The sequence below is a fragment of the Amycolatopsis nalaikhensis genome, assembly GCF_030264295.1.
Classification (GTDB): Bacteria; Actinomycetota; Actinomycetes; order Mycobacteriales; family Pseudonocardiaceae; genus Amycolatopsis; species Amycolatopsis nalaikhensis.
Genome location: NZ_CP127173.1, coordinates 108,089 through 132,621, shown reverse-complemented (window position 1 = coordinate 132,621; position 24,533 = coordinate 108,089). Strand labels below are relative to the sequence as shown.

The following is a 24,533-nucleotide window of genomic DNA, read 5'->3' as shown; positions in this document are numbered from 1 at the left end:
AATCCTAGCGTCGATGACATGAACGTTCCGACCTCGCGCCGCCCGGCGCTCGTACTGGCGACCTGCTGCGCCAGCATCGTCGTGGTGGTGATGGACATCTCCATCGTCACCGTCGCCCTGCCGTCGTTGCGCCGTGACCTCGGCGCCTCCGTGTCCGGTCTGCAGTGGACGGTCGACGCCTACACGCTGGTGCTGGCCGGTTTCCTGGTGCTCGCCGGGTCGACCGCCGACCGGTTCGGCCGCAAGCGCGTCTTCATGACCGGCCTCGCGGTCTTCGGCCTGGGCTCGCTGCTGTGCAGCGTCGCGCCCGGCATCGGCTGGCTGATCGCGGCCCGCGCGGTCCAGGCGGTCGGCGGCACGATGTTGAACCCGGTCGCGCTGGCGATCGTGGCGACGGTCTACCCGGAACCGGCGGCGCGAGCCCGCGCGATCGGCGTGTTCGGCTCGATGTCCGGCTTGGCGCTGGCGCTCGGCCCGATCCTGGGCGGCGCGCTGGTCGACGGCCTGGGCTGGCGCGCGGTGTTCTGGGTGAACGTCCCGATCGTGGCGATGGCGCTCGCGGCGACGGCGGCGTTCGTCCCCGAGTCCCGCGCCCCCCGCGCCCGCCGGTTCGACCCGGTCGGGCAGGTGCTGGTGGTCGTGGTGCTCGGCGGGGTGGTGGCGGCCATCATCGAGGCGCGGTGGCTGGGCTGGACGTCACCGGTGATCGTCGGGCTGCTGGTCGTGGCCGCGCTCGGAGTGCTGGGGTTGCGGCGGTACGAGCCGCGCCGGGCCGACCCGCTGCTCGAACTCCGGTTGTTCCGCAGCGTTTCCTTCAGCGCGGCGATCCTGATGGCGATGTTCGCGTTGTGCGGGTTCGGCGCGTTCTTGTTCGTGACGACGCAGTACCTGCAGGACGTCCGCGGTATGACGGCGCTGGCGGCGGGGTTGTGCCTGTTGCCGGTCGGGGTGCTCGTGCTGGTGCTTTCGCCCCGGACGGGCCGGGTGGTCGGCACCCGCGGCCCGCGGTTGCCGTTGGTGGTCGCCGGAGTCGCCTTGGGTTCGGGAGGTGCGGCGTCGGTGTGGCTGGAGGCGACCACGCCGCTGGTCGTGGTGCTGGCGGTCTACTTGCTGTTCGGGGTGTTCCTGGGGACGGTGAACCCGCCGATCACGAACACGGCGATTTCGGGCATGCCGCGGTCGATGGCCGGGGTGGCGGGATCGCTGGCCTCGGCGGGGCGCCAGACGGGCACGACGCTGGGGGTCGCGCTCGCGGGGACGATCGCGGGGTCGGGCGCTGGTGGCGCGGTCGGGGTGTGGTGGCTGGTGGCGGCGCTCGGGGCGGGGGTGCTGGTGTTGGCGGTGCTGAGCACGGGCCGCCGCGCTTTGCTGACCGCGCACCGGGCCGCGGCGTTGTTCGAGGAGGTCGAGCGGGTCCCGGTCAGCCCCCGGCCACCGAGGGGATGATCTGCACCTCGCCGCCCGCGCGCAGCTCGGCCGCCGGGCCGCCGCGGTGGCGGCACTCCTCGCCGTCGACGTAGAAGTTCACGTACCTCCGCAGCCCCGCCTGCTCGTCGCGCAGCCGACGCTCCAGTGCCGGGTACCGCTCGGCGAGCGCGTCGAGCAGCGTCCCCAGCGTCGCGGGCTCGGCGACCTCCACCTCCAGGTGGGACTCGCCGCCCGTCTTCTCCCGCAGCGTGCCCGGCACCAGCACCGTGATCCGCACGGTCACACCGTCGCGGCGCGGACGCACAGCACGTCGGGCAGGTGCGCGGCGACCAGGCGCCAGCTGTCGCCGTCGTCGCGGCTCGCGTAGACGTCGCCCGTGCGCGAGCCGAAGTACACCCCGGCCGGGTCGGCGTCGTCGGCGCACATCGCGTCGCGCATCACCCCCGCCCAGTACCCGTCCGGCAGGCCCGTGCCGAGCGCCTCCCACGACTTGCCCGCGTCCTCGCTGCGGTAGACCCGGCACCGGCCCTCCGGCGGGAACCGCATCGCGTCCGCGACCAGGGGGAACGTGTAGATCGTCTCGGGCCGGTGCGGGTGCACGACCATCGGGAAGCCGAAGTCGCTGGGCAGCCCGTCGGCGATGGACTGCCACGTCGCCGCGCCGTCGTCGCTGCGGTACACGCCGTGGTGCACCTGCGCGAACAGCCGGTCCGGCGCGCTCGGGTGCCGCGCGACCTTGTGCACGCACTGCCCGTACTCGGGGTACGGGTCGGGCACGTGCACCGCCTTGATGCCGGTGTTGCACGCCCGCCACGACTCGCCGCCGTCGTCGGTGCGGTAGACCCCGCCCGTCGACATCGCCACCGTGACGCGGCCCGGGTCCGGGAGCACCGTGTGGATCGCCTTGCCGCCGCCGCCCGGCGTCCAGTGCTCGCGGTGCGGGTGGTCCCACAGGCCGCGGACCAGCTCGTAGGTGCGGCCGCCGTCGTCGGAGCGGAACAGCGCCGACGGCTCGGTGCCGGCGTAGACGACGTCCGGCTCGTCCGCCGGTCCCGGCACCAGCTGCCAGGCCCGGACGAGGGACTCGCCGGTGTCCGCCGGGAACGCGATCGGCGCGTGGTCGGGTTCGGCCCAGGTCGCGCCGAGGTCGTCGCTGGTCGCGACGCTCGGCCCGTAGTGCTCGCTGGTGACCCCGGCCAGCAGCCGCGGGGTCGCGCGGCGCGTGTCGATGCCGATCGCGTACACCTCGGTCATCGGGTGGTGGGGGCCGGTCACCTCCCAGCTCGCCCGGTCATTCGTGCTGGTCGCCAGCCACAGACCTTTGCGCGTGCCGATCGCGAGCAGGACGGACATCGGGCCCCTTCCCTCGGGTGACGGGCGTCACACTACTCTGCCGGAAAAATGTCGGGGAAAAATGTCGAGTGCCGCGCGCGGCCGTTCGACGCGGGGGTGAAGGCCGGTCCTCGCACCCGGAGCGAACCGGGTCCCGGCCCAGAAAACCAGGGAGCAAGACCATGCGTTTCCTCATGATGCACCGGATCGACGAGCGCGACCCGCAGGCGTGGAACCCCAGCCCGGAGTTCATCGAGAAGATGGGCGCGTTCGTCCAGGAGTCGGCGGAGAAGGGCATCCTGATCACGGCGGAGGGCGTGCACAAGACGGACAAGGGCGCGCTGGTCCGCAAGCCGCGCGGCGCGGCGATCCGCGTCACCGACGGCCCGTTCGCCGAGGCCAAGGAGGTCATCGGCGGGTTCGCGCTGATCAACGCGGCGGACCGGGCGGAGGCCGTCGAGTTCGCCAGCCGCTACGCCGAGCTGTTCGATCTCGAGATCGAGGTGGAGGTGCGCCAGGTCGTCGAATTCGAGGACCTGCAGCAGGGCTGACGCGGGCGCCGGTGGCGCTACGCTGGCCGGGACGAACTGGGGGTTCGACGATGTTCCTGGTCACGGGCGCCACCGGCAACGTGGGCGCGGAAGTGGTTTCGGCACTCGCGGGAGCGGGCGAACCGGTGCGGGCGCTGGTGCGCCGCCCGGACGTCGCGCTCCCGCCCGGCGCCGAAGCGGTGGTGGGCGATCTCAACGACCCGGGCAGCCTCGGCGACGCGCTCAAGGGCGTCGAGGGGATCTTCCTGCTGTCCGGGTACGACGACATGCCGGGCATGCTGGCGCGGGCGCGCGAGGCGGACGTCCGCCGGATCGTGCTGCTGTCCGGCGGTTCGGCGGCGTTGGCGGACATGGACAACGCGGTGTCGGCGTACATGACGCTGGCCGAGCGCGCGGTCCGGGAGTCCGGGCTGGACTGGACGTTCCTGCGGCCGCGCGCGTTCATGTCGAACGCGCTGCGCTGGCTGCCGCAACTGCGCGAAGGGGACACGGTCCGGGCGCAGTTCCCGGAAGTGGTGGTGGCGTGCGTCGACCCGGCCGACATCGCGGCGGTGGCGGCGCGGGCGCTGGCGGGCGGGCACGAGGGCCGGGTGTACGACCTGACCGGGCCGGTGGCGCTGCGGCCCGCCGAGCAGGTCGCGGTGCTGGGCGAGGTGCTGGGGCGGGAGCTGGAGTTCGTGGGCCTGTCGGACGCGGAGACGCGCGCCGAGCTGGAGGCGAGCATGCCACGCGAGTACGTCGAGGCGTTCTGGGACTTCTACGTGGTCGGGACATTGGACGAGGCGACGGTGCACCAGGACGTACCCGAGGTGACCGGGCGCCCGGCCCGCACCTTCCGCGAGTGGGCGTCGGCGCACGCGGACGCGTTCCGCTGAAAATTCTGCGAGGGTGTGTCCAAGGGACCGGCCGTCGTTCGTAGTGATCTCGTACGGCAACCGAGCCACTGGAGGATCCCGTGAAGTACCTGATGCTCATCAACGCCAGCCTCGACGCCGACGGCGAGGTCACCGGCGGGTGCACGCCCGAAGGCTGGCAGCTCTTCTACAAGGAGATCCAGGAGGCGGGCGTCTACGTCTACGGCAGCCCGCTCGCCGACTTCACCACGGCCACCACCGTCCGGGTCGACGACCGCGGCGAGCGCGTCGTCACCGATGGGCCCTTCGCCGAGACGCGGGAGGTGCTCGGCGGGTACTTCGTCGTCGACGTGCCCGATCTCGACGTCGCGCTCGACTGGGCCGCGCGGTGCCCCGGCTCGCACGACGGTGGGTCCATCGTCGTGCGTCCGCTCGCCGACTTCGAAGGCTGAGCGGCGTGGCGGGGCGGGCGGCCGCGTCGGTCGAGGCCGTCTTCCGGGAGGAGCGGGGGCTGCTGCTCGCCGCGCTCGTGCGGCGGTTCGGCGACCTCGACCTGGCCGAGGAGGTGACGTCGGAGGCGATCGAGGCCGCGCTCGTGCACTGGCCCGCCGAAGGCGTGCCGCCGAAGCCGGGCGCCTGGCTGATGACCACCGCGCGGCGCAAGGCCGTCGACCGGCTGCGGCGCGACCAGGCCTACGCGGCCCGGCTCGCGGTGCTGCAGGTCGAGGCCGAACGCGCGCCCGCCCCGCCGCCGTCGCCCGGTGACGACCTGCCGGACGAGCGGCTCCAGCTGTTCTTCACCTGCGCCCACCCGGCGCTGCCCGCCGAGGACCGCGCGGCGCTGACGTTGCGCTACCTCGCCGGGCTGACCACGCCGGAGGTGGCGCGCGCGTTCCTCGTGCCGAGCGCGACGATGGGCAAGCGGATCGTGCGGGCGAAGAACCGGATCCGCACGCTGCGCATCCCGTTCCGCGTCCCGGACGCCGACGAGCTGCCCGCGCGGCTGCCCGGCGTGCTCCAGGTCGTCTACTCGATCTTCACCGAGGGGTACGCGGCCAGCTCCGGCCCGGACCTGCAGCGCCTCGACCTGGCGGAGGAGGCGATCCGGCTGGCCCGGATCCTGCGCCGGCTGCTGCCGGGGGAGCGGGAGGTCGCGGGCCTGCTGGCGCTGATGCTGCTGGTCCACGCGCGCCGCGACGCCCGCACCGGCCCCGACGGTGACCTCGTCCTGCTCGACGACCAGGACCGCGGCCGCTGGGACCGCGCGATGGTCGACGAGGGCACGGCGCTGGTCGAGATCGCGCTGACCGGCGGCCCACCCGGGTTCTACGGGGTCCAGGCGGCGATCGCGGCCTTGCACGACGAAGCCGCGGACGTGGCGAGCACGGACTGGCCGCAGATCGTCGCGCTGTACGACGTCCTGCGCGGGCTGGCCCCGTCCCCGGTGGTGGAGCTGAACCGCGCGGTGGCGGTGGCGATGCGCGACGGCCCGGCGGCGGGCCTGGCCCTCCTCGACGCCCTCGCGGACGAGCCCCGCCTGCGCGGCTACAGCCCGTTCCCGGCGGCGCGCGGCGATCTGCTGACCCGCCTCGGCCGTCACGTCGAGGCGGCGGAGGCGTACCGCGAAGCCCTGTCCCTGGCCGGAACCGAGCCCGAGCGCGCCCACCTGCGCCGCCGCCTCGCCGAGTGCCCTTCATGACGTCGGAACTGTCGGTGCCCCCGGGTAAACTGGCAACCGGGGGGCGGAGGCCTACGCCGCGCGCAGAGCGGCGACGGCCGGGGCGAACATCGTCGCCTTGATCGCGCCCAGCGTGCCGCGGTCCTTGCCCGCCAACGCACCCACCCGCTCCGAAGCCACCTTCACCAGCTCCGATTCGGCCGCGATTTCGTCCACCAGACCGGTTTCCAAGGCTGCCGCGCCGCCGAACCGCCGTCCGGTCGTCATCGACGCGATCGCTGCCGCCGGGGTCAGCTTGCCCTGGATCAACGCCGCCATCCCCGGCGTGAACGGGATGTTGATGTCCGCCTCCGGGAAGCAGAAGTAGCCGCGGTCGGCGCGCATCACGCGGAAGTCGTGCGCCATCGCCAGCATCGCGCCCGCGCCGAACGCGTGGCCGTTGACCGCCGCGACCGTCGGCACCGGCAGCGTCAACACCCGCGCGAACAGCTCCTGCACGTCCGCGACGTACTTCGCCGCCTCATCCCCGTGCGCCATCAGCCATTCGAGGTCGAGGCCGTTCGAATAGAACCTCCCGCCGCCGGTGGTCACCAGCACGTCGTCCACTTCGTCCAAAGTGGAATGGACGCGCTGCAGCCACTCCGGGGAGAAGCGGTTTTCGTCGTCGCCCAGGTGCAAAACGGTCACGTTCGGTCCTTTTCTCGGGGTGGCACGGTCAGCACGGCCCGCACCGCGGCGGCCAGGCGTTCGCGCACCAGTGGATCGGTGATGTCGCGCCGGAAGAACGCCGTCGGCAGGTCGACGACGCACGTCGTGATCACCTCGACGGCCAGCCCGTCGCCGCGGTCCCATAGCAGCCGCGCGAGCCGCACGAGCAGCGCGACCAGGCGTTTGTCCACCGCGTGCAGGGCGTCGGCCAGCTCGTCGGGCAGGTCGGGCCCGAAGAGCCGGTCGCCGCGGACCTTGAGCAGCATCCGCGCCCCGTCGGGCCGCCGGGAGGCGAACACCGCGGGCGTGTCGGCCGCCGCGACGACGGCGTCCACCGGGGACGCGGCTTGGTCCACGAGCGACGTCTGGAGGTCGAGGAACTCCGTCGCCGCACGCAGCCAGACCCGCGCCAGCAAGGCGTTCAGCGACCCGAACGCGTGGTAGATCGTCCCGTTCGGGACCCCCGCGGCCGCGGCCAGGCCACGCACGGTGACGTCCGCCGAGGAGGCGACCAGCCGCTCGGCGACGTCGAGCAGCGCGTCGAGGTCGTGGACGCGGGGCCGGGGCATGCCGCGACGGTAACAGAACACGTGCTCCAAAACCAAGGCGGTAGGCTGCCGCCCGTGGAGATCTGGGTCAACCCGGCGTGCTCGAAGTGCCGGTCCGCCGTGTCATTGCTGGACGAAGCCGGTGCCGAGTACACCGTGCGCCGCTACCTCGAGGACCCGCCGACGCCGGCGGAGCTCGAAGCCGTGCTGGAGCGCCTCGGCCTCGAGCCGTGGGACATCACGCGTACCGCGGAGCCGGTCGCGAAGGAGCTCGGTCTCAAGACGTGGGGCCGCACCGCCGCCGACCGGCCGAAGTGGATCGAGGCACTGGCCGCGCACCCGAAGCTGATCCAGCGCCCGATCATCACGGCCGACGACGGCACGACGGTCGTCGCCCGCGACCCCGAAACCGTGCGCTCGGTCCTTTAAGGAATGCGGCCGTCCCGGGGGAGCAGCGGGACGTCGAGCGGCACCGTCTCCGGGTACTTGATCCCGGCGCCGGTGTTGAGCACGACGACGTCTTCGTCGCCCTGAAGCCAGCCTGACTCGCGAAGGTGCCGCAACGCGGCGAAGCACGCTCCGCCCTCGGGACAGACGAAGGTGCCTTCGCGTTCGGTGAGTTCGCGTTGCGCCGCGAGCAGCTCTTCGTCGGTGACGGCGACGGCGGTGCCGCCGGTCGCGTACACGGCGTCGAGCACGAGGAAGTCGCCCAGCGCCTTCGGCACGGTGATGCCGAAGGCGACGGTCCGCGCGTCGGGGAACGGTTCGCTTTCCCGCGCGCCCCGCTCGAACGCGGACACGATCGGCGCGCACCCGGTGGCCTGCACGGCGACGAGCCGCGGCAGGTCGCCGGTGATCCAGCCCAGCTCGCGCATTTCGAGCAGCGCCTTGTGAATGCCGATGATCCCGACGCCGCCGCCGGTGGGGTAGAGGATGACGTCCGGCAGCCGCCAGCCGAACTGCTCGGCGATCTCGTACCCCATCGTCTTCTTGCCCTCGATGCGGTAGGGCTCTTTCAACGTCGAGACGTCCTGCACGCCTTCGCGGCGCCCGACGGCGTCGGCGACGAGCTTGCCCGCGTCGCCGATCAGACCGTCCACGCGGTACAGCTCGGCGCCCGCGGCGACGCACTCCCGCATGGTGATCGACGGCGCGTCGTCCGGCATCGCGATCAGGCTGGTCAGCCCGGCGCGGGCGGCGTACAAGGCCCACGCCGCGCCCGCGTTGCCGTTCGTCGGCATCGCGATCCCGCGCACGCCCAGCTCGGCCGCCCGCGAGACGCCGACCGCGGCGCCGCGCGCCTTGAACGTGCCGGTCGGGACCAGGCCTTCGTCCTTCATCCACAGCCGAGACAACCCCAGCTCACGGCCGTAGCGCGGCAGGCGCAGCAACGGCGTCATGCCCTCGCCGAGGCTGACGGCGTGCTCGGGCGACCGCACGGGCAGCACCTCGTGGTAGCGCCACAGCGTCGGCTCTCGCCCGGCGATCTCCTTCGGCGTCACGGCTTCGCGGACGCCGTCGAGGTCGTAGCGGGCGAGCAGCGGCGCGCCCGACGGCGAGAGGCCCTGGACGACGTCGGCGTCGAAGCGCTCGCCGGTGCGGGAGCAGTCGAGGTGGCTGAGGAACGAGTACGGCACGGCGCCTCCGGTCAGAAACGGCGGGTTCAGAAACGGCGGGTGAAGGGGAGTGGCTTGCGCATCCGGACCAGCAGCAGGAGCGGCACCAGGACGTAGGGCAGGTTGAAGGCGAGGAACTTCGCCGGGTTGCCGGTGCGGGTGGCCGGGTCGCCGAAGAACTCGACGCCGAACACGACGACGCCGGTCAGCGTGACGATCATCGTCGCGTAGACCACCGACGGCAGCTGGATCCAGTTGCGGCCGGTGAGCAGCGCGAAGACGAGCACGACGTAGAACGGCATGTAGACGAACGCCGAGAGCCCGGTGACGATCCGCATCCAGTCCGGCGGGTGCATGAACAGCGGGTCGGCGTCGTGGGCGTACCAGTAGTTCGAGTCGACGAAGAAGTTCCCGGTCGGCCGCGAGAAGTCGACGCCGACGGTCGGCAGCAGATCGCTGATCAGGGACGTCACCGTGAAGGCCGAGAACAGCACCGCGAAGAAGACGTCGATCTTCCGTTCCCGCAGCGGCAGGTTCATACCACCGATCCTAGGTCCTATTGTGGCGCTATGGACGCGCTGCGGGTGTGCCTGTACGTCTTCGCCGGGGTGACGCTCGGCACCTGGCTGGTCTCCGTGCTGACCAGGGAATACTCCTGGGTGGACCGGATCTGGTCGATCGTCCCGGTGGGGTACGTGGGCGTTTTCGCCGCGTTCGCCGGGTTCGCCGACGCCCGGCTCGACGTCATGTTCGCGCTCGTGTTCCTCTGGGGCGCGCGGCTGACGTTCAACTTCGCCCGGAAGGGTGGCTACGCCCGCGGCGGCGAGGACTACCGGTGGGCGGTGCTGCGCGAGCGGATGAAGCCGTGGCAGTTCCAGGTGTTCAACTTCTTCTTCATCTCGCTGTACCAGAACGCGATCCTGCTGCTGATCACGCTGCCCGCGATGACCGCGTTGGACCACCAGGGGTCGTTCGGGGTCGCGGACGTCGTCGTGGCGGTGCTGTTCCTCGCGTTCCTGGTCGGGGAGACGGTCGCCGACCAGCAGCAGTGGGAGTTCCACCGCGAGAAGCACGCGGGCCGCGCGCCGACGCGGTTCCTGCAGACCGGGCTCTTCCGGTATTCGCGGCACCCGAACTTCTTCTTCGAGCAGGCCCAGTGGTGGGCGGTGGCGGCGTTCGGCGTCGTGGCGGGCGGTCTGCAGTGGACAGTGCTCGGCGCGGTGCTGCTGACGCTGCTGTTCGTCGGCTCGACGCGGTTCACCGAGAGCATCAGCAAGTCCCGGTACCCGGAGTACGCGGACTACCAGCGGCGGACGTCCGCGGTGGTCCCGTGGCCGGTCCGCGGATGACGGTCGTCGCCGCCCTGCAGGTCGGGACGGGTCTCCCGGTCGAGCGGATCCTGGCGTACGAGGACGAGATCCGCGGCGCGTCCCTGGTGGTCCTGCCGGAAGCCGTCCTCGGCGGCTACCCCCGCGGCGGCCCGTTCGTCGAGTACTTCCGCGCGTCGGTGACGGTGCCGGGTCCCGAGACGGCCGCGTTGGCGGAGCTGGCGGCCCGGACGGGAGCGACGCTGGTGGTGGGCGTCATCGAGCGCGACGGCTCGACGTTGTACAGCACGGCGGTGTTCCTCGACCCGCACCTCGGCCTGGTGGCCAAGCACCGCAAGCTGGTCCCGACGGCCCGCGAGCGCCTGGTCTGGGGCCGCGGCGACGGGTCGACGCTCCCGGCGGTCCCGACGGCGGCGGGCCTCGCGGGCGCGGCGATCTGCTGGGAGAACCACATGCCGCTGTTCCGCGCGGCGATGTACGCGAAGGGCGTGGAGATCTGGTGCGCCCCGACGGCGGACGACCGCGAGGTCTGGCAGGCATCGATGCGCCACATCGCCGACGAGGGCCGGTGTTTCGTGATCTCGGCTTGCCCTTACGAGACGTCGGGGGACGACCCGTTCCGGGGCGGGAGCGTGATCGTCGGGCCACTGGGGGAGGTGCTGGCGGGGCCGCTGCGGGACGCGGAGGGGTTGATCACGGCGGAGATCGACCTCGACGACGTCGTGGCGGCGCGGCACAGCCTCGACGTGTCGGGCCACTACGCGCGGCCGGACGTCTTCTCGCTGACGGTGGACGAGCGGCCCCGGGACGGCGTCACCTTCCTGCGGTGACGCCGTCCCGAACGGGCTCAGACCGCCAGCCGGCCGCCGTCCACCGGCAGCACCGCGCCGTGGACGAAGCTCGCGTCGCCCGCCGCCAGGAAGGCGATCGTCGCCGCGATCTCCTCTGGGGACGCCACCCGGCCCGCCGGGCCCGCCGCCGCCAGCTGGTCCAGGCCGTCGCCGAAGGCCGCCGTGCCCTCCGTGCGCGTCGGGCCCGGGCTCACCGCGTTCACCCTCACTCCCGACGGGCCGTACTCCGCCGCCCACGCCTTCGTCAGCAGCTCCACCGCCGCCTTCGACGAGCCGTACAGGGCCATGCCCGCCATGCCGCGCGTCGCCACCATCGTCGACACGTTGACGATCGCGCCGTGCCCGCGTCCGGCCATCTCCGGGGCCAGCTCGGCCACCAGGAAGAACGGCACCTTCACGTTGGTCGTGTAGACCGCGTCGAAGTCCGCCTCGGAAAAGCCGTCGGTCGGCCCGGTCGGGAAGATGCCGGCGTTGTTCACCAGCACGTCGATCGGCCCGCCCACTTCGCGGGCCCGGGCCGCCAGCACCCGCGCCGACGCCGCGTCCTTCAGGTCGGCCGCCACGAAGTCGGCCTTGCCGCCCGCCTCGCGGATCCGTGCGACGACCTCGGCGCCGCGCGCGGTGTCGCGGCCGGACAGCACCACGTGGGCGCCGAGCCCGGCCAGCGCGACCGCCGTCGCGCGGCCGATCCCGCTCGTGCCGCCGGTCACCAGGGCCGTCCGCCCGGACAGTTCTGCACTCATCGCTCTGCTCCTCGTTACCCGGGGTGCCTCCCCGGTCTAAGGGTGCAAGCGCGAGCGCCCGCCCGGGCTTCCGGCCGCGCGTTCGGTGCTCCTTATGCCCGCGATCGGTGCCGCTGATGGTCTTCCAGCGCCGCGACGAACTCCGCGACGTCACGCCGGTGCGACGTCGCCGGCCACACGGCCCACGTCCGCCGGATGATCGGGGTTCCCGCCAGCGGTACCCACCGCACCGTGTCCGGCAGCGGGTACGGCCACTCCGGCGGGGCGAACGCGTACGCCGTGCCCGCGCTGACCGCCGGGATCTTCAGCTCGACGATCAGCCGCTGCTCCTCCGGGACCTCGGGCCCGACGTCGAGGCCGTGGCCGCGCAGGACCGCCGCCAGCTCGTCGTACCAGGCCGGGCTGCCCGCCCGGGGGAAGGCGAACCAGTCCAGCCCGGCCAGGTCCTCCAGCCGGACCGGCGAGCCCAGCCGCTCGGCGACCTCGGTGGCCAGCAGGACGCCGACGTCCTCCTCGACGACGAGCGCCGCGTCGAGGTCGGGCCCCGTCGGGCGTTCCCGGACCAGCCCGACGTCGAGCTCGTCCGCCCGGAGCGCGGTCACCTGGGCCACCGACGAAAGGTGCCGGGCCTGCACCCGCGTGTCGGGGAAGGCCTCTGCGAGCCGCGCGAGCGCGGACGGCAGCAGCTCCGGCGGCAGTTCGAGGGGGACGCCGACGCGCAGCACGCCGGTGTTCGTGTGCTTGGCCAGCGCGGCGAGCAGCTGGTCGTGCCGGGCCAGCACCGCGCGCGCTTCGGTCAGCAGCGTCGCGCCCGCGTCGGTCGTCCGGACGCCCGTGCTGGTGCGCACCAGCAGCCGGACGCCGAGCCGCCGTTCGAGCGCGGTGATCGTCTGGGACAGCGCGGGCTGGCTCACGTGCAGCCGCCGCGCCGCCTTCGACATCGTGCCCGCCTCGACGACCGCGACGAACGCCCGCATCTCCCGGATCTCCATCAGCGCGACCACCGGATCGGCAGCGACTTGAGGCCGTTCTGGAAGTTGGACCGCAGCCGCACCGGCTCCCCGGCGAGCGTCACCTCGCCGAGCAGGTCGAGCACCGCGGTGAACATCGCCCGCAGCTGCACCCGCGCCAGCTGCGCGCCGAGGCAGAAGTGCGGGCCGTGGCCGAAGGTCAGGTGGTCGTTCGGCGTCCGGCCGATGTCGAAGGTGTCCGGGTCGGGGAACACGTCGGGGTCGCGGTTGGCCGAGGAGAACCAGACCACCACCTTGTCCCCGGCGCGGATGTCCACATCGGACAGCCGGACGTCGGAAACCGCGGTACGCCTGAAGTGCATGACCGGAGTCCACCACCGGAGCATTTCTTCGACCGCCGACGGCAGCAGCGACCGGTCGGCCAGCAGCCGCCGGTACTGCGCGGGGTGCGAGAGCAGCGCGAGCATCCCGCCGGGCAGGCCGTTGCGCAGGGTTTCGTTGCCCGCCACGGAAAACAGCCAGAAGAGGTTCTCGAACTCGGCCAGCGAGACGCGGTCGCCGTGGCGCATCAGGTTGCTCATCACGTCGTCGCCCGGGTGCTCGCGCTTGTACTCGCCGAGGGCGTTCGCGTACGCGTAGAGATCCGGCATCCCGGCGCGGGTGCGCGGATCCGGCATCGAGCCGTCCGGGCGCGGGGCGGGGCGGACGGCGAGCGCGGCCCGCGCCAGCTCCGTCACCGACGCCGGGTCGACGGTCGAGCTGACCGCGTACTCGGCGTCCTGGTAGCCGATCACGCGGTTGCTCCAGTCGTACATCAGCCGCCGGTCCTCCTCCGGCACGCCGAACACCCCGGCCAGCGTCAGCAGCGGCAGGTCGGCCGCGACCTTCGCGAAGTCGCACTCGCCGTCGTCCGCCACCGCGGCGACGAGTTCCCGGGCCCAGCTCTCGATCCGCGAACTCAGCTTCGCCACCGCGCGCGGGGTGAACGCCTTCGTGAGCAACCCGCGCAGCCTGCCGTGCTCGGGCGGGTCCATGTTGAGCATCATCCGGCGCACGTAGGCGAGGTCGGCCGGGGTCGCCGGGTCGCGGATCTGCGTCCCGCCGAGCTGCGAGGAGAACCCCGCCGGGTCGCGCAGCACCCGCCGCACGTCGGCGTGGCGCAGCACGGCCCAGAAGTCGTCGACGCGCACCACCGGCGACGCGGCCCGCAGCCGCGCCAGCTCGTCGTACGGGACACCGCGCACGTAGGTGTCCGGATCGGTGATCGCCACGAGCCGACCCTAGCCGCGCCCACCGACAATTTGGGAGGCTGCCGGGATGGACACCCTGAACCTGCGCACGGGCGGCGACGGCGAACCGGCCGTCCTCCTCCTGCACGGCCTGGGCGCGACCGGCGCCGTGTGGGCCCACTTCGCGCCCCTGCTCCCGCGGCGCGTGCTGGTGCCCGACCTGCCCGGCCACGGCCTGTCCGCGCCGCTGCCGCACTACAGCTTCGAGACGCTCACCGCGGCGGTCGCCCGTGCGCTTCCGGGCGGCGGGCCGGTGGTCGTCGCCGGGCATTCGCTGGGCGGGGTGCTGGCGCTGGAACTGGCGTCCGGGAAGTACGACGTCGAGGTCGCGGGCGTGCTGGCGGTCGGGGTGAAGGTCGAGTGGAGCCAGGACGACCTCGGCCGCGCGGCGACGTTCGCGGCCCGCCCGGCGCGCGTCTTCGAGACGCGGGTGGACGCCGAACAGGCGTACCTGAAGGTGTCCGGGCTGCTCGGGATCGCGCCCGCCGACCCGGCCGGGCTCCGCGAGACCGAGGGAGGTTGGCGTCTCGCGATGGACCCGGCCGCGTTCGGCGTCGGCGCGCCGGACATGCCCGCGCTGCTCGCCACGGCGCGCTGCCCGGTCGTGCTGGCCGCGGGCGAGGACGACCCGATGAGCCGTCCGGACCAACTGCGCGCCCTCGACCCGGACGCGGTCACCCTCGACGGCCTCGGGCACAACGCCCACGTCGAGAACCCCGCCGTCGTCCGCGCGCTGCTGGAGCGCTTCGGCGTCTGAAGGTCCGGGCGCAGCCGTCGTACCCCATGCGACGGCTGCTCCTCGAACCCCTCGTCACCACCGGACCCGCAACAGCCTAAGAAGCCGGGGTGGACGAGCGCCTGTACTCGCGGACTCCGCCGTCGTCACCCTCGGTACCTGCGAAAACGGTCATCTTCGCCGATCGGTGGTACAGCTGGAGCGGCACGATCGTGATGCTGGAGGGGTACGTTCGGCACGCGGGAGAGGACGCCTGTGGACGAAGGCCGGTCGTTCGCCGGATGGCTGCGGGAACGGCGTGTGCTCGCCGGCCTCACGCAGGCCCAGCTCGCCGAGCGCGCCGGGCTGAGCCTGCGCGCGGTGCGCAACGCCGAGCTCGGCAGCGTCCGGCGGCCGCGGCCGGAGACCGAACGCCGCCTGCGGGAAGCGCTTGCCGAAGCCCCGCCGGAGCCGGTCCGGATCGGCGTGCTGGGGCCGCTGACGGTGCGGCGCGGCGACGTGGCGGTCGAGATCGGCGCGGAGAAGCAGCGGCTGCTGCTGGCGATGCTGGCCCTGCAGCCGAACCGGACCGTGCGCCGCGAGGACCTCGTCGACGTCATCTGGGACGAGCCGCCGCCGTCGTGCCTGGAGCTGCTGCACACCTACGTCGCGCGGCTGCGGCGGGCCCTGCGGCCGGCCGACCTGATCGCCACGGACAAGGGCGGCTACCGGCTGACCGCGGGCGAGGACGAGCTGGACCTGCTGCGCTTCGAGGCGCTCCTCGCGCGGGACGCCCACCGGGAGGCCCTGGAGCTGTGGCGCGGCCCGGCGCTCGCCGACGTCGGACGCCTGCGCCAGCACCCCGCGCGGCTCGCGCTCGCGATGCGGCGCGCCAAGGCCGTGATGGCTTACGCCGGGCTCGCCGATCCCGAGGACGCGGCCGTCCAGCTGCGGGTGCTGACCGCCGAGGAGCCGCTAAACGAGTCCGCGCACGCCCGGCTCATGCTGGTTCTGGCCGCGTCCGGACGGCAGGCCGCCGCGCTCGACGTCTACGACGAAGTCCGGCGGCGGCTGGCCGACGAGCTGGGCATCGAACCCGGCCCCGAGCTGCGCGCGGCCCAGCGCCAGGTGCTGAGGCAGGACTTCGCCGCGCCGGAGCCGCCCGCCCGCGTCCCCGCGCAGCTGCCCGCCGACGTCACCGGGTTCCGCGGCCGCACCGCCCAGCTGGCCGAGCTGGACGCACTCCTGCGCCGGGACGACCCCGGCGCGCGCATCGCCGTGTTGTCCGGCACCGGCGGCGTCGGCAAGACCGCGCTCGCCGTCCACTGGGCCCAGCGGTCGCTGGACGAGTTCCCGGACGGCCAGCTGTACCTCGACCTGCACGGCTACGGCACCGTCCGGCCGGTCGAGCCGGGCGACGCGCTGTCGGGGTTCCTGCGCGCCCTCGGCGTCGACGGCGCCGACATCCCCGCCGAGCCGGACGAACGCGCCGCGAAGTTCCGCACCGCACTCACCGGCAGGCGGATGCTGCTGCTCTTGGACAACGCCGGTTCGGCCGGGCAGGTGCGGCCGCTGCTGCCCGGCTCGTCGTCGTGCCTGGTGCTGGTGACCAGCCGCGACGCGCTCCCCGGGCTGGTCGCCCGGCACGGCGCCCGCCGGGTGCTCGTCGACCTGCTCACCGACGGCGAAGCCCGCGACCTGCTGCGGACGTTGCTCGGCCGCCGCGTCGACGACGAACCCGAGGCGACCGCGGCGCTGATCGGCTACTCGGCCCGGCTGCCGCTGGCCCTGCGGCTCGTCGCGGAGCTGGCGCTGAGCCGCGAAGGGGAGCGGCTCGCCGCGCTCGCGGCCGAGCTCGCCGACGAACGGCGGCGCCTGGACCTCCTCGACGGCGGCGGCGACCCTCTGACCGCCGTCCGCGCGGTGTTCTCCTGGTCCTACCGGCACCTGGCGGCCGACGCGGCCCGCGTGTTCCGGCTCTGCGGCCTGCACCCGGGCCGCGACCTGACGCCCGCCGCCATCGCCGCGCTCGCCGCCGTCCCGCTGCCGGAGGCCGAACGGCTGACCGGCACGCTGGTCCGCGCCCACCTCGCCCAGGAGACCGGCGAAAGCCGCGTCCAGCTGCACGACCTGCTGCGCGTCTACGCCGCCGAGCTCGCCGCGGCTGACCCTGCCGAGAGCCACGCGGCGCGGGAGCGGCTGTTCGACTACTACGTCACCTCGGCCGCCCAGGCCATGGACGTCGTCCTGCCGCAGGAACGCCACCTGCGCCCGCAGGTGCCCGACCCCGAGGTCAAGGTGATCGACGCGCAGGCGTGGCTGGAGGCCGAGCGCCGCAACCTCCTGGCCGTCGCCGCGCACGCGACGCGGCACGGCTGGCCGGACCACCTGCGGCTGCTGTCCGGGATCCTCTGGCACTACCTCGACGTCGGCGGCTACCACGAGGAAGCGCTGGTGCTGCACACGCACGCGTCGGCGCTGGCCCACGACGCGGGCGACCGCGCGGCCGAAGCCGAGCCGCTCACGCTGATCGGGCTGGGGCACTGGCGCGTCGGCCGGTCGCGGGAAGCGTTGCGGTACCTGGAGGAAGCGCTCGTCCTCGTCCGCGAGACGGGCGACCGGCGGACCGAGATCCACGTGCTCAACACGCTCGGCCTGGTCTGCCGGGCCCTCGGCCGGTTCACCGAGGCGATCGAGTATTCGGCGGAAGCCCTTTCGCTGGCCCGCAAGAACGGCGACCGCACCAGCGAAGGCCTGGTCCTGGTGGTGCTCGGCTGCTCGTGCCGCGGCATCGGGCGGTACCGGGAAGCCGTCGGCTACCACGAAGAGGCGCTCGCCCTGGCCCGCGAGACCGCCGACCGGACCAGCGAGGGCTACGCGCTGGTGAACCTCGGCGACGCGCAATCGGCGCTGGGGCACCACGACGAAGCCGCGCGGTCACTGGCCGCCGGGCTGGAGCACTTCCGCGCCATGGGCGTGCGCGTCAGCGAAGGGTACGCGCTGGGCATCCTCGGCGACGTCGAGCACGCGCGCGGCCGCGACGCCGAGGCGGCGGCGCACCTGGAGCGGGCCCTCGAAATCGCGCAGGAGACCGGAAGTCCCACGAACCGGGCAGTCGCGTTGAAGCACTTGGGCGACGTCCGGGTGGCGCAGGGGCGGCACGCGGAAGCGGCCCAGCACCTCGAAGAGGCACTGGGCCTGGCCCGCGAATGCGGCGACCGCGGCGTCGAATCCCGCGTGCTCAACAGCCTCGGTGCGCTGTCGGCCGCCCGCGGAGCGTCGTCCGAAGCCCTCGACTACCACCGCGAAGCCCTCGCGGTGGCGAAGGAAACGGGCTGCGGTCCCGAGCAGGGCCGCGCCCACTGCGGGCTCGGCGAAGTCCACTGTGGACTCGGCGACCCGGTGGCCGCGCGCGAGCACTGGGAACGCGCGCTGGCTTGTTACGCCGGGGAATGTGTGCCCGGCATGATCCGCGTCAAGGACCACCTGGCGGCCCTGGACCGCGTCGCGGGGTAGTGGCGCTCGTCGGCGACGAGGTCACTTTCGAGTCGCTGGGCGTCGCGGTCGAAGACGTCGGAGCTGCCGGCGAGCCGGTTGCGCGGGTACGGGCGGCGGCGGTAGGCGTGGTCGAGCGCCCAGGCGAGGAGAACGACGGCGGCGAGAACGGCGATGATCATGACGCTCCTCCCGGAATGCGCTGTGCTGTCCCTTTGAAGAACGTGTAGTGGAATGTCCCGTATTCCCTGGTCGTGCGGTGGAGATCGCGGATCCCGCGCGCCCAATCGCCGGCGTCGGCGAGTCCCCGTGCGACGGCGGTTTCGCCGACGCCTTCGACCATCGCGGTGAAGGTGTCGCGGGTGAACCCGGTGACCAGATCGGGCCGGGACGCGTCGGCGTAGACGGTCCGCGGCGCCACGACGACGTCGCCGAACCCTGCTTGGTCGAGCAATGGGTAGAGGCGGCGCCCGATGAGCCCGTCGCCGCCCGCCTCGGCCTGGAGGCGGACGAGGCAATCGATCGCGGCCTGGGCGTGCTCGCTGCGCGGGTGGAAGAACGCCGAGCCGTGGTCGCCCTCGATGACGGTGATCGTGCCGCCCGGGCGCAGCAGGGTTTTCAGGTGGGCCAAGGCTTTCTCCGGGGCCGGCAGGTGTTCGAGCACGAAGCAGACGAAGAGGTGGTCGTACTCGCCGTCGAGGTCGAACAGGTCGGCTTGCCGGAAGTCGACGCCCGGGACTCTCCGTCTCGCTTCGGCCAGTGACTCTTCGGAGACGTCGACCGCGGTGAGGTGCGCGTCCGGGCTGCGGGCGGCGAGGTGGACGGTCTGGGCGCCGACGCCGCAGCCGACCTCGAGCACCCGGCTGCCGGCGGGGTAGGCCGTCCCGGCGTGCAGCAGCTCGGCGAGCGTGTCGGCCTGGTCGCCCAGGCGGCGGGCTTCGGGGGCGGTGTAGCCGTGTACGTAAGTGGTGTCCATGCGTCCAGCGTGCTGCCACAATGGCTCGATGGACAGAGCCAAAACGTCGTCCGCCGAGGGGTCCATAGGCTCGGACTTCCTCCAGCTCGACGTCCGCGAGGCACCACCGGGCGGGCTCGCGGACTGGCTCGCGGGCCAGCTGCGCGCGGCGATCGCGGACGGCAGGCTCCCGGTGGGCGGCAGGTTGCCCGCGTCCCGGGTGCTGGCGGCCGAGCTGCGGGTGTCGCGGGGCGTGGTGACGGAGGCCTACCAGCGGCTGATCGACGACGGCCACGCGGCGGGCCGCGGCCGCGCGGGCACGGTGGTGGTCGCGGCGCCGGTGCTGCCGCCGTCCCCGGCGCCGGTCCGCGCGCCCGGGAAGGTGATCACGCCGTCGCCCGGTCTCGCGGTGTTCGACGAGATCCGCGCGACCCCGGCCCGGATCGACCTCACGCCGGGGGTGCCGGACCTGACGGCGTTCCCGCGCGCGGCGTGGCTGCGGGCCGAGCGGGCGGTGCTGGAGGAGCTGGAGCCGTCGCACTTCGGCTACGGCGACCCCCGAGGAGCCCCGGCGATGCGGCTCGCGGTGTCGCGCTGGCTGGCGCGCAACCGCGGCATCCGCGTCGATCCCGGCGAGATCATCGTGGTGGCGGGGGTCGCGCAGGCGTTGACGCTGGTGGGCGAGGTGCTGCGGCACCACGGAGTGACCGAGATCGCGGTGGAGGACCCGAGTTCCCTGGGCGCCCGCCAGCACCTGCACCACTGCGGGCTGGCGACGCCGCCGGTCCCGGTGGACGAGGAGGGGCTGCGGGTGGCGTCGCTGCGGTCCCCGGCGGTGTTGCTGACCCCGGCCCACCAGTTCCCGATGGGAGTGGTCCTGGGCGGCGAGCGCCGTCGCGAGCTGATGAGCTGGGCGGCCGACGGCGGGGTGATCGTCGAGGACGACTACGACGCGGAGCACCGCTACGACCGGGCGCCGGTGCCGGCGGTGCGGTCGATGCTGCCGGAAGTCTGTTACACGGGAAGCGTTTCGAAGCTGCTGGCCCCGGCGTTGCGGGTGGGCTGGCTGCTGGCGCCGCCGCGGTTCTTCGCCGATCTCGTGGCGGCTAAGCGGTTCGCGGACCTGGGAAATGCGGTGCTGGCCCAGCTGGTGCTGGCCCGGTTGATGGAGACGGGGGAGCTGGAGAAGCAGCTGCGGGTGGTCCGGGCACGGCACCGTCGCCGTCGTGACGCGATGGTCCGGGCGTTGTCTCTTTCGGTGCCATCAGCGCGCGTCCACGGGGCGGCGGCGGGGTTGCACCTGACGATCACGTTCGAGGCGGAGGTGGACGACGTCGCCCTGGCGGCGGCCGCGCTGGCCGAGGGGGTGAAGGTGCAGCCGTTGTCGTGGCACCGGCAGCTGCCGGGGCGGCCAGGGCTGGTGCTCGGGTATGCGGCGCGGACGGCGTCGGAGATCGCGGAGGGGGTCGAGCTGCTCGGGCGGCTGCTGAGGTGACCCGCGGGCCGGGCTTCTTGCGCCCCGCGCTCTGCGCCCGGCGTTCCCGCGGCCCGGCTGGCGGCACTGGTTCGTCCCCGCTTCCAGCGCTCTCACGTGCGCCATCCTCGCGCCCGGGCGCCTGTGGCAGCCCCCGCGGCCGTGAGGGGGACCCCCGGTTTCAACGTTACCGGCGAGCACCGACAATTTCGGGCCCGCGGCGCCGAGTTGTCCACAGCCCGCCGCCCACCTCCGCCACCGCCCTCGCCGCCGCCCACCGCCGCCGACCACCGCAGCCGCTCACCGCCGCCCTCGCCGCCGCGGGTCGCGAATGACTCATTCGGGACCGCCGAAGTCCCCAATGAGTCATTCGCGACCTTCCCGGCCCCGTCCGCGCCGCGACGGGCCCACCCCGACCGCCCCAGTAAAGGGTCCTCAAAGGACGGTCAAGCGAGTGTGATCATGCTCTCCCATGCGTTTCGCCGGGATGGTTGCCATACGCAAGCAAGTTGCTTAGCCTAGCTAAGGGACTTGCGAGCAGAAGGGTTGCACAGTGGCGGAACGCCGGACGTATTCGATCGCGGAGCTGGGGCCGCGGTACAAGTGGATCGCGCTGTCCAACACGACGCTGGGCATGCTGATCGCCACGATCAACTCCTCGATCGTGCTGATCGCGCTGCCCGACATCTTCAAGGGCATCGGCATCAACCCGCTCGAGCCCGCCAACACGAGCTACCTGCTGTGGATGATCATGGGCTTTCTCGTGGTCACCGCGGTGCTGGTGGTGAGTTTCGGCAGGCTCGGCGACATGTACGGCCGCGCGAGGATGTACAACCTCGGCTTCGCCGTCTTCACGGTTTCTTCGATCATGCTGGCCATCACGTGGTTCGACGGCGACGCGGCCGCGTTGTGGCTGATCGGCTGGCGGATCGTGCAGGGCGTCGGCGGCGCGTTCCTGATGGCGAACAGCTCGGCGATCCTGACCGACGCCTTCCCGGCCAACCAGCGCGGGCTCGCGCTCGGCATGAACGGCGTCGCGGCGATCGCGGGCTCGTTCCTCGGCCTGGTCGTCGGCGGCGTGCTCGCCCCGGTCGACTGGAACCTGATCTTCCTGGTGTCGGTGCCGTTCGGCGTGATCGGCACGATCTGGGCGTACCTCAAGCTGCACGACACCGGCGTCCGCAAGCACGCGCGGATGGACTGGTGGGGCAACATCACCTTCGCCGTCGGCCTCATCGCCGTGCTGATCGGTATCACCTACGGCATCCAGCCCTACGGCTCGTCGCCGACCGGCTGGGGCAGCCCGATGGTGCTGTCCTGCCTGATCGGCGGGATCGCGGTGCTGGTGGCGTTCGTGGTCATCGAAACCAAGGTCGACAACCCGCTGTTCCGGCTTTCCCTGTTCAAGATCCGCTCGTTCACGTGGGGCAACATCGCGAACCTGACGGCGTCCCTCGGCCGCGGCGGTCTGCAGTTCATCCTGATCATCTGGCTGCAGGGCATCTGGCTGCCGCAGCACGGCTACACGTTCGAGCAGACGCCGCTGTGGGCGGGCATCTACATGCTCCCGATGACGGTCGGGTTCCTGGTCGCCGCGCCGACGTCGGGCATCCTCGCCGATCGCATCGGCAGCCGCCTGCTGGCCTCGAGCGGCCTGCTGATCACGGCGATCACGTTCCTGCTGCTGATCATCCTGCCGGTGAACTTCAACTACTGGGCCTTCGCGGCGATCCTGCTGATCAACGGCATCGGCATGGGCATGTTCTCCTCGCCCAACCGCGCCGAGGTGATGAACAGCCTCCCGGCGGACGCCCGGGGTTCGGGCGCGGGCATGATGACGACGTTCCAGAACGCGGCGATGGTCCTGTCGATCGGCTTCTTCTTCAGCTTGATCATCGCGGGCCTGTCGAGCAGCCTCCCGGCGACGATGAGCCAGGGCCTGACCGAGCACGGCGTCCCCGCGGCGTCGGCGTCGCAGATCGCGAACCTCCCGGCGGTGGCGGTGCTGTTCGCGGCGTTCCTCGGCTACAACCCGATCCAGCAGCTGCTGGGCGACCAGCTGTCGTCGCTGCCGCCGGACCAGGCGTCGTTCCTGACGGGCCGCAGCTTCTTCCCGAACCTGATTTCGGGGCCGTTCCAGTCGGGTCTGGCGGTGGCGTTCGGCTTCGCGATCGCGGTGTGCCTGATCGGCGCGGTGGCGTCGTTGCTGACGAAGGACGCGCGCCCGAAGGACCGCGAGACGGTGGGCGAGGAGCTGGCCGCGGTGGCCGGCGAGTCCGGCGGCGGGCCGAGCGAATTGGTGTCGCCTTCCAGCGAACGCTGACGGTAGGTTCCGGAAGCCGGGTGCCCGAGCGGCACCCGGCTTCCGCCGTCAGAACGGCCCGATGCCCCGCACTGTTGGTGTGTCGAGATGAGGCTCGACGGCCGGAAGTCCCCAGGCCTCCTGATGCCGGGTGATTCTCTGAAGCAGGTGCAGGACGCCGTGGACGAACTGATGGAACTTCGCGGCCACGACGATGCGCTTCAGGAGGTCGCCGAGGCGATCAAGGCACTTTCTGATTCTTACGAGTCGATGATGCGTGAAGCAAACCTCCGCCTGCCCTACTGAGCCGGGGGAAGTTCGCAGCGTCGCCACCGATGGTTTTGGAGGGCCGATGAGCAGGTTTTCGGAGCGGGCTGAGCACGATCTCCGCGCCGCCGGCTGGGAGCCGGGCCGCAAGGTCGACACGGCGGAGTGGCGGGGCCTGCTCGAGGCGAGCGGCGAGGTGCGGATGCACGCCGCCGCCGAGGAATTTCTCGGTGAGTTCGGTGGTCTGAAGGTGCCGATCTCCGGGCCCGGGATTTCGGTCGCGCGGGGCGGCCGGTTCTTCCTCGGTATTTCCGAGGCCGGTGAGATCGTCCTGGTGGAGACCTGGGTCGCCAGTTTCGGATTTGGCGACGCGGCGTTGGAGAACCTCATCTTGGGCGTCAAGCCCGAGAAGCTCGCCTGAAGCCCGTTCTCAACGGCCCACCGTGGCCCGCTGGATCTTCACCGGCTTGGCGGGCGCCCCGTCCAACGGCCCATCGGGGTCGGTCGGAATGATCCCGTCCTCGACCATCCGATCAATCGCCGACATCCCGCGCACGACGGTCCCCAACACCGAATAGTTCGCCGGAATGTTCGCGAACGAGTGCACGATGAAGAACTCGGACCCGTTCGTCCCGGGCCCCTGGTTCCCCATGGCGACAGTTCCCCGCGGATACGTCTCGGACCCGGTGACCTCGTCGGGGAACTTGTACCCCGGCCCGCCCTTCTCGACCTCGTAGATATCCCCGCACTGGAGAACCCCAAGCCGAGAAGAGTTGGTCAACCGCCAGCACTGAGAGCGGTCGTAAAACCGCTGAGCGATCAACGAAACCATGTTGTGCACGGCACAAGGAGCCGCCCCGGCGCGGTTCAACCGCACCGTCACGGGCCCGTAGTTGAACCGGAACGTCACGTCCACGGTCCCCACCGTCGGAGCGAACGGCAACGGACGCACCACCGGACGCGCCGCCGGGTTGTCAGGCGTCGGCGTGAACGTGCACCGGACCACCGGCAGCGAGGCCGCCGAGGCCGGGGCAGCGGGCACCACCAAGGCACCCAGGACGGAGACGACAGCCAGACCCCAGCGCAGCTTCATGCCGGGGACGTTAGCGAAAAACGAACTACTTGCGCCAGGCCGTGCGCTGCTTGCGGATGTCCAGCACGAGCAGCAGCACGATGAACAGCGACAGGCCGACGAGCCACACGTTCTCCGTGTTGTTCTCGTGGTTGCCCTTGATCATCACCAGCAGGATGATCGCGCTGACCCAGCCGGCGATGCGGGTGGCCTTCGGGAACGAACCGTGCCAGCCCCAGGCCGCGGACGGCTCGTCGCGGGGGTCGACCTCGGGCCGCCTCTTCTCGACCGCCTTGCCTGCCACGATGAACTCCTCAAGACCCGTGAACCTCGTACGCGCCGATGATCCCACACCT

The 24,533-nt window shown here is 72.4% G+C and carries 27 protein-coding genes; 14 read left to right on the top strand and 13 right to left on the bottom strand.

The window, feature by feature from the left end:
* Positions 1 to 18 precede the first annotated feature (18 nt).
* Positions 19 to 1,446, top strand: coding sequence for an MFS transporter (locus QP939_RS00660; RefSeq protein WP_285454485.1), 1,428 nt, complete (start codon positions 19 to 21; stop codon positions 1,444 to 1,446).
* Here QP939_RS00660 and QP939_RS00655 read toward each other — a convergent pair.
* Positions 1,421 to 1,705, bottom strand: coding sequence for a ubiquitin-like small modifier protein 1 (locus QP939_RS00655; RefSeq protein ID WP_285454484.1), 285 nt, complete (start codon positions 1,703 to 1,705; stop codon positions 1,421 to 1,423). The genes QP939_RS00660 and QP939_RS00655 overlap by 26 nt on opposite strands.
* Before the next feature lie 2 nt (positions 1,706 to 1,707).
* Positions 1,708 to 2,781 carry a WD40/YVTN/BNR-like repeat-containing protein gene (locus QP939_RS00650; RefSeq protein WP_285454483.1) on the bottom strand — a complete coding sequence of 358 codons (1,074 nt, stop codon included), beginning with the start codon at positions 2,779 to 2,781 and terminating at the stop codon, positions 1,708 to 1,710.
* 161 nt (positions 2,782 to 2,942) lie between these two features.
* Here QP939_RS00650 and QP939_RS00645 point away from each other — a divergent pair, with 161 nt between their 5' ends.
* The 4 genes from QP939_RS00645 (at position 2,943) to QP939_RS00630 (ending at position 5,864) form a co-directional block, all read left to right on the top strand.
* Positions 2,943 to 3,311: a YciI family protein gene (locus QP939_RS00645; protein ID WP_285454482.1), complete on the top strand. Its 369-nt coding sequence runs from the start codon at positions 2,943 to 2,945 to the stop codon at positions 3,309 to 3,311.
* Between the two features lie 50 nt (positions 3,312 to 3,361).
* Entirely contained in the window at positions 3,362 to 4,186 is an 825-nt protein-coding gene (locus QP939_RS00640) for an NAD(P)H-binding protein (RefSeq protein WP_285454481.1), read from the top strand.
* An 80-nt stretch (positions 4,187 to 4,266) separates the two neighbouring features.
* Positions 4,267 to 4,617, top strand: coding sequence for a YciI family protein (locus QP939_RS00635; RefSeq protein WP_285454480.1), 351 nt, complete (start codon positions 4,267 to 4,269; stop codon positions 4,615 to 4,617).
* Positions 4,618 to 4,622: 5 nt separating this feature from the next.
* Positions 4,623 to 5,864: an RNA polymerase sigma factor gene (locus QP939_RS00630; protein ID WP_434219625.1), complete on the top strand. Its 1,242-nt coding sequence runs from the start codon at positions 4,623 to 4,625 to the stop codon at positions 5,862 to 5,864.
* A gap of 51 nt (positions 5,865 to 5,915) precedes the next feature.
* On the opposite strand, the gene QP939_RS00625 is transcribed toward QP939_RS00630, so the two are convergent.
* A complete protein-coding gene (locus tag QP939_RS00625; protein WP_285454479.1) occupies positions 5,916 to 6,530 on the bottom strand; it encodes an enoyl-CoA hydratase/isomerase family protein in 615 nt (204 codons plus the stop codon).
* Positions 6,527 to 7,120 (bottom strand): TetR/AcrR family transcriptional regulator, encoded by a 594-nt coding sequence (locus QP939_RS00620; protein WP_285454478.1) that lies wholly within the window; start codon positions 7,118 to 7,120, stop codon positions 6,527 to 6,529. Before QP939_RS00620 ends, QP939_RS00625 begins: the two co-directional genes overlap by 4 nt.
* A gap of 54 nt (positions 7,121 to 7,174) precedes the next feature.
* Between QP939_RS00620 and QP939_RS00615 the strand changes: the two genes are divergently transcribed.
* Entirely contained in the window at positions 7,175 to 7,528 is a 354-nt protein-coding gene (locus tag QP939_RS00615; RefSeq protein ID WP_285454477.1) for an arsenate reductase family protein, read from the top strand.
* Here the strand turns inward: QP939_RS00615 and QP939_RS00610 are convergent.
* Both QP939_RS00610 and QP939_RS00605 read right to left on the bottom strand, forming a co-directional pair.
* Complete coding sequence (locus tag QP939_RS00610; protein WP_285454476.1) at positions 7,525 to 8,736, bottom strand: threonine synthase; 1,212 nt, start codon at positions 8,734 to 8,736, stop codon at positions 7,525 to 7,527. The genes QP939_RS00615 and QP939_RS00610 overlap by 4 nt on opposite strands.
* 26 nt (positions 8,737 to 8,762) lie before the next feature.
* A complete protein-coding gene (locus tag QP939_RS00605) occupies positions 8,763 to 9,254 on the bottom strand; it encodes an EXPERA domain-containing protein (RefSeq protein WP_285454475.1) in 492 nt (163 codons plus the stop codon).
* Between the two features lie 30 nt (positions 9,255 to 9,284).
* Between QP939_RS00605 and QP939_RS00600 the strand changes: the two genes are divergently transcribed.
* Together QP939_RS00600 and QP939_RS00595 are read left to right on the top strand one after the other, a co-directional pair.
* Positions 9,285 to 10,064 (top strand): DUF1295 domain-containing protein, encoded by a 780-nt coding sequence (locus QP939_RS00600; protein WP_285454474.1) that lies wholly within the window; start codon positions 9,285 to 9,287, stop codon positions 10,062 to 10,064.
* Positions 10,046 to 10,873, top strand: a complete 828-nt coding sequence (locus QP939_RS00595; protein WP_285454473.1) for a carbon-nitrogen hydrolase family protein — start codon at positions 10,046 to 10,048, stop codon at positions 10,871 to 10,873. The genes QP939_RS00600 and QP939_RS00595 overlap by 19 nt, the downstream gene beginning before the upstream one ends.
* 17 nt (positions 10,874 to 10,890) lie before the next feature.
* On the opposite strand, the gene QP939_RS00590 is transcribed toward QP939_RS00595, so the two are convergent.
* The 3 genes from QP939_RS00590 to QP939_RS00580 form a co-directional block, all read right to left on the bottom strand.
* A complete protein-coding gene (locus tag QP939_RS00590; protein WP_285454471.1) occupies positions 10,891 to 11,637 on the bottom strand; it encodes an SDR family NAD(P)-dependent oxidoreductase in 747 nt (248 codons plus the stop codon).
* A gap of 92 nt (positions 11,638 to 11,729) precedes the next feature.
* The gene (locus QP939_RS00585; protein WP_285454470.1) at positions 11,730 to 12,629 is read right to left on the bottom strand and encodes a LysR family transcriptional regulator; all 900 of its coding nucleotides are present in this window, start codon (positions 12,627 to 12,629) and stop codon (positions 11,730 to 11,732) included.
* The gene (locus QP939_RS00580) at positions 12,629 to 13,879 is read right to left on the bottom strand and encodes a cytochrome P450 (protein WP_285454468.1); all 1,251 of its coding nucleotides are present in this window, start codon (positions 13,877 to 13,879) and stop codon (positions 12,629 to 12,631) included. Before QP939_RS00580 ends, QP939_RS00585 begins: the two co-directional genes overlap by 1 nt.
* 46 nt (positions 13,880 to 13,925) lie before the next feature.
* Between QP939_RS00580 and QP939_RS00575 the strand changes: the two genes are divergently transcribed.
* Both QP939_RS00575 and QP939_RS00570 read left to right on the top strand, forming a co-directional pair.
* On the top strand, positions 13,926 to 14,654 hold the full coding sequence (locus tag QP939_RS00575) for an alpha/beta fold hydrolase (RefSeq protein WP_285454466.1): 729 nt from the start codon (positions 13,926 to 13,928) through the stop codon (positions 14,652 to 14,654).
* Positions 14,655 to 14,888: 234 nt separating this feature from the next.
* The gene (locus QP939_RS00570; protein WP_285454465.1) at positions 14,889 to 18,128 is read left to right on the top strand and encodes a tetratricopeptide repeat protein; all 3,240 of its coding nucleotides are present in this window, start codon (positions 14,889 to 14,891) and stop codon (positions 18,126 to 18,128) included.
* On the opposite strand, the gene QP939_RS00565 is transcribed toward QP939_RS00570, so the two are convergent.
* Both QP939_RS00565 and QP939_RS00560 read right to left on the bottom strand, forming a co-directional pair.
* The gene (locus QP939_RS00565) at positions 18,053 to 18,289 is read right to left on the bottom strand and encodes a hypothetical protein (protein ID WP_285454464.1); all 237 of its coding nucleotides are present in this window, start codon (positions 18,287 to 18,289) and stop codon (positions 18,053 to 18,055) included. The genes QP939_RS00570 and QP939_RS00565 overlap by 76 nt on opposite strands.
* Positions 18,286 to 19,083, bottom strand: coding sequence for an L-histidine N(alpha)-methyltransferase (locus QP939_RS00560; protein WP_285454463.1), 798 nt, complete (start codon positions 19,081 to 19,083; stop codon positions 18,286 to 18,288). Before QP939_RS00560 ends, QP939_RS00565 begins: the two co-directional genes overlap by 4 nt.
* 28 nt (positions 19,084 to 19,111) lie before the next feature.
* Here QP939_RS00560 and pdxR point away from each other — a divergent pair, with 28 nt between their 5' ends.
* From pdxR to QP939_RS00540, 4 genes are all read left to right on the top strand, one after another.
* A complete protein-coding gene (gene pdxR / locus QP939_RS00555) occupies positions 19,112 to 20,557 on the top strand; it encodes a MocR-like pyridoxine biosynthesis transcription factor PdxR (RefSeq protein WP_285454462.1) in 1,446 nt (481 codons plus the stop codon).
* 532 nt (positions 20,558 to 21,089) lie between these two features.
* On the top strand, positions 21,090 to 22,859 hold the full coding sequence (locus QP939_RS00550) for an MFS transporter (protein WP_285454461.1): 1,770 nt from the start codon (positions 21,090 to 21,092) through the stop codon (positions 22,857 to 22,859).
* Between the two features lie 87 nt (positions 22,860 to 22,946).
* The gene (locus QP939_RS00545; RefSeq protein ID WP_285454460.1) at positions 22,947 to 23,144 is read left to right on the top strand and encodes a DUF6959 family protein; all 198 of its coding nucleotides are present in this window, start codon (positions 22,947 to 22,949) and stop codon (positions 23,142 to 23,144) included.
* Positions 23,145 to 23,190: 46 nt separating this feature from the next.
* Complete coding sequence (locus QP939_RS00540) at positions 23,191 to 23,526, top strand: SUKH-3 domain-containing protein (RefSeq protein ID WP_285454459.1); 336 nt, start codon at positions 23,191 to 23,193, stop codon at positions 23,524 to 23,526.
* Between the two features lie 9 nt (positions 23,527 to 23,535).
* Here QP939_RS00540 and QP939_RS00535 read toward each other — a convergent pair whose 3' ends face one another.
* The gene (locus QP939_RS00535) at positions 23,536 to 24,198 is read right to left on the bottom strand and encodes a peptidylprolyl isomerase (protein WP_285454458.1); all 663 of its coding nucleotides are present in this window, start codon (positions 24,196 to 24,198) and stop codon (positions 23,536 to 23,538) included.
* Positions 24,199 to 24,223: 25 nt separating this feature from the next.
* Complete coding sequence (locus tag QP939_RS00530) at positions 24,224 to 24,481, bottom strand: DUF2631 domain-containing protein (RefSeq protein ID WP_285454457.1); 258 nt, start codon at positions 24,479 to 24,481, stop codon at positions 24,224 to 24,226.
* Positions 24,482 to 24,533: the final 52 nt, after the last annotated feature.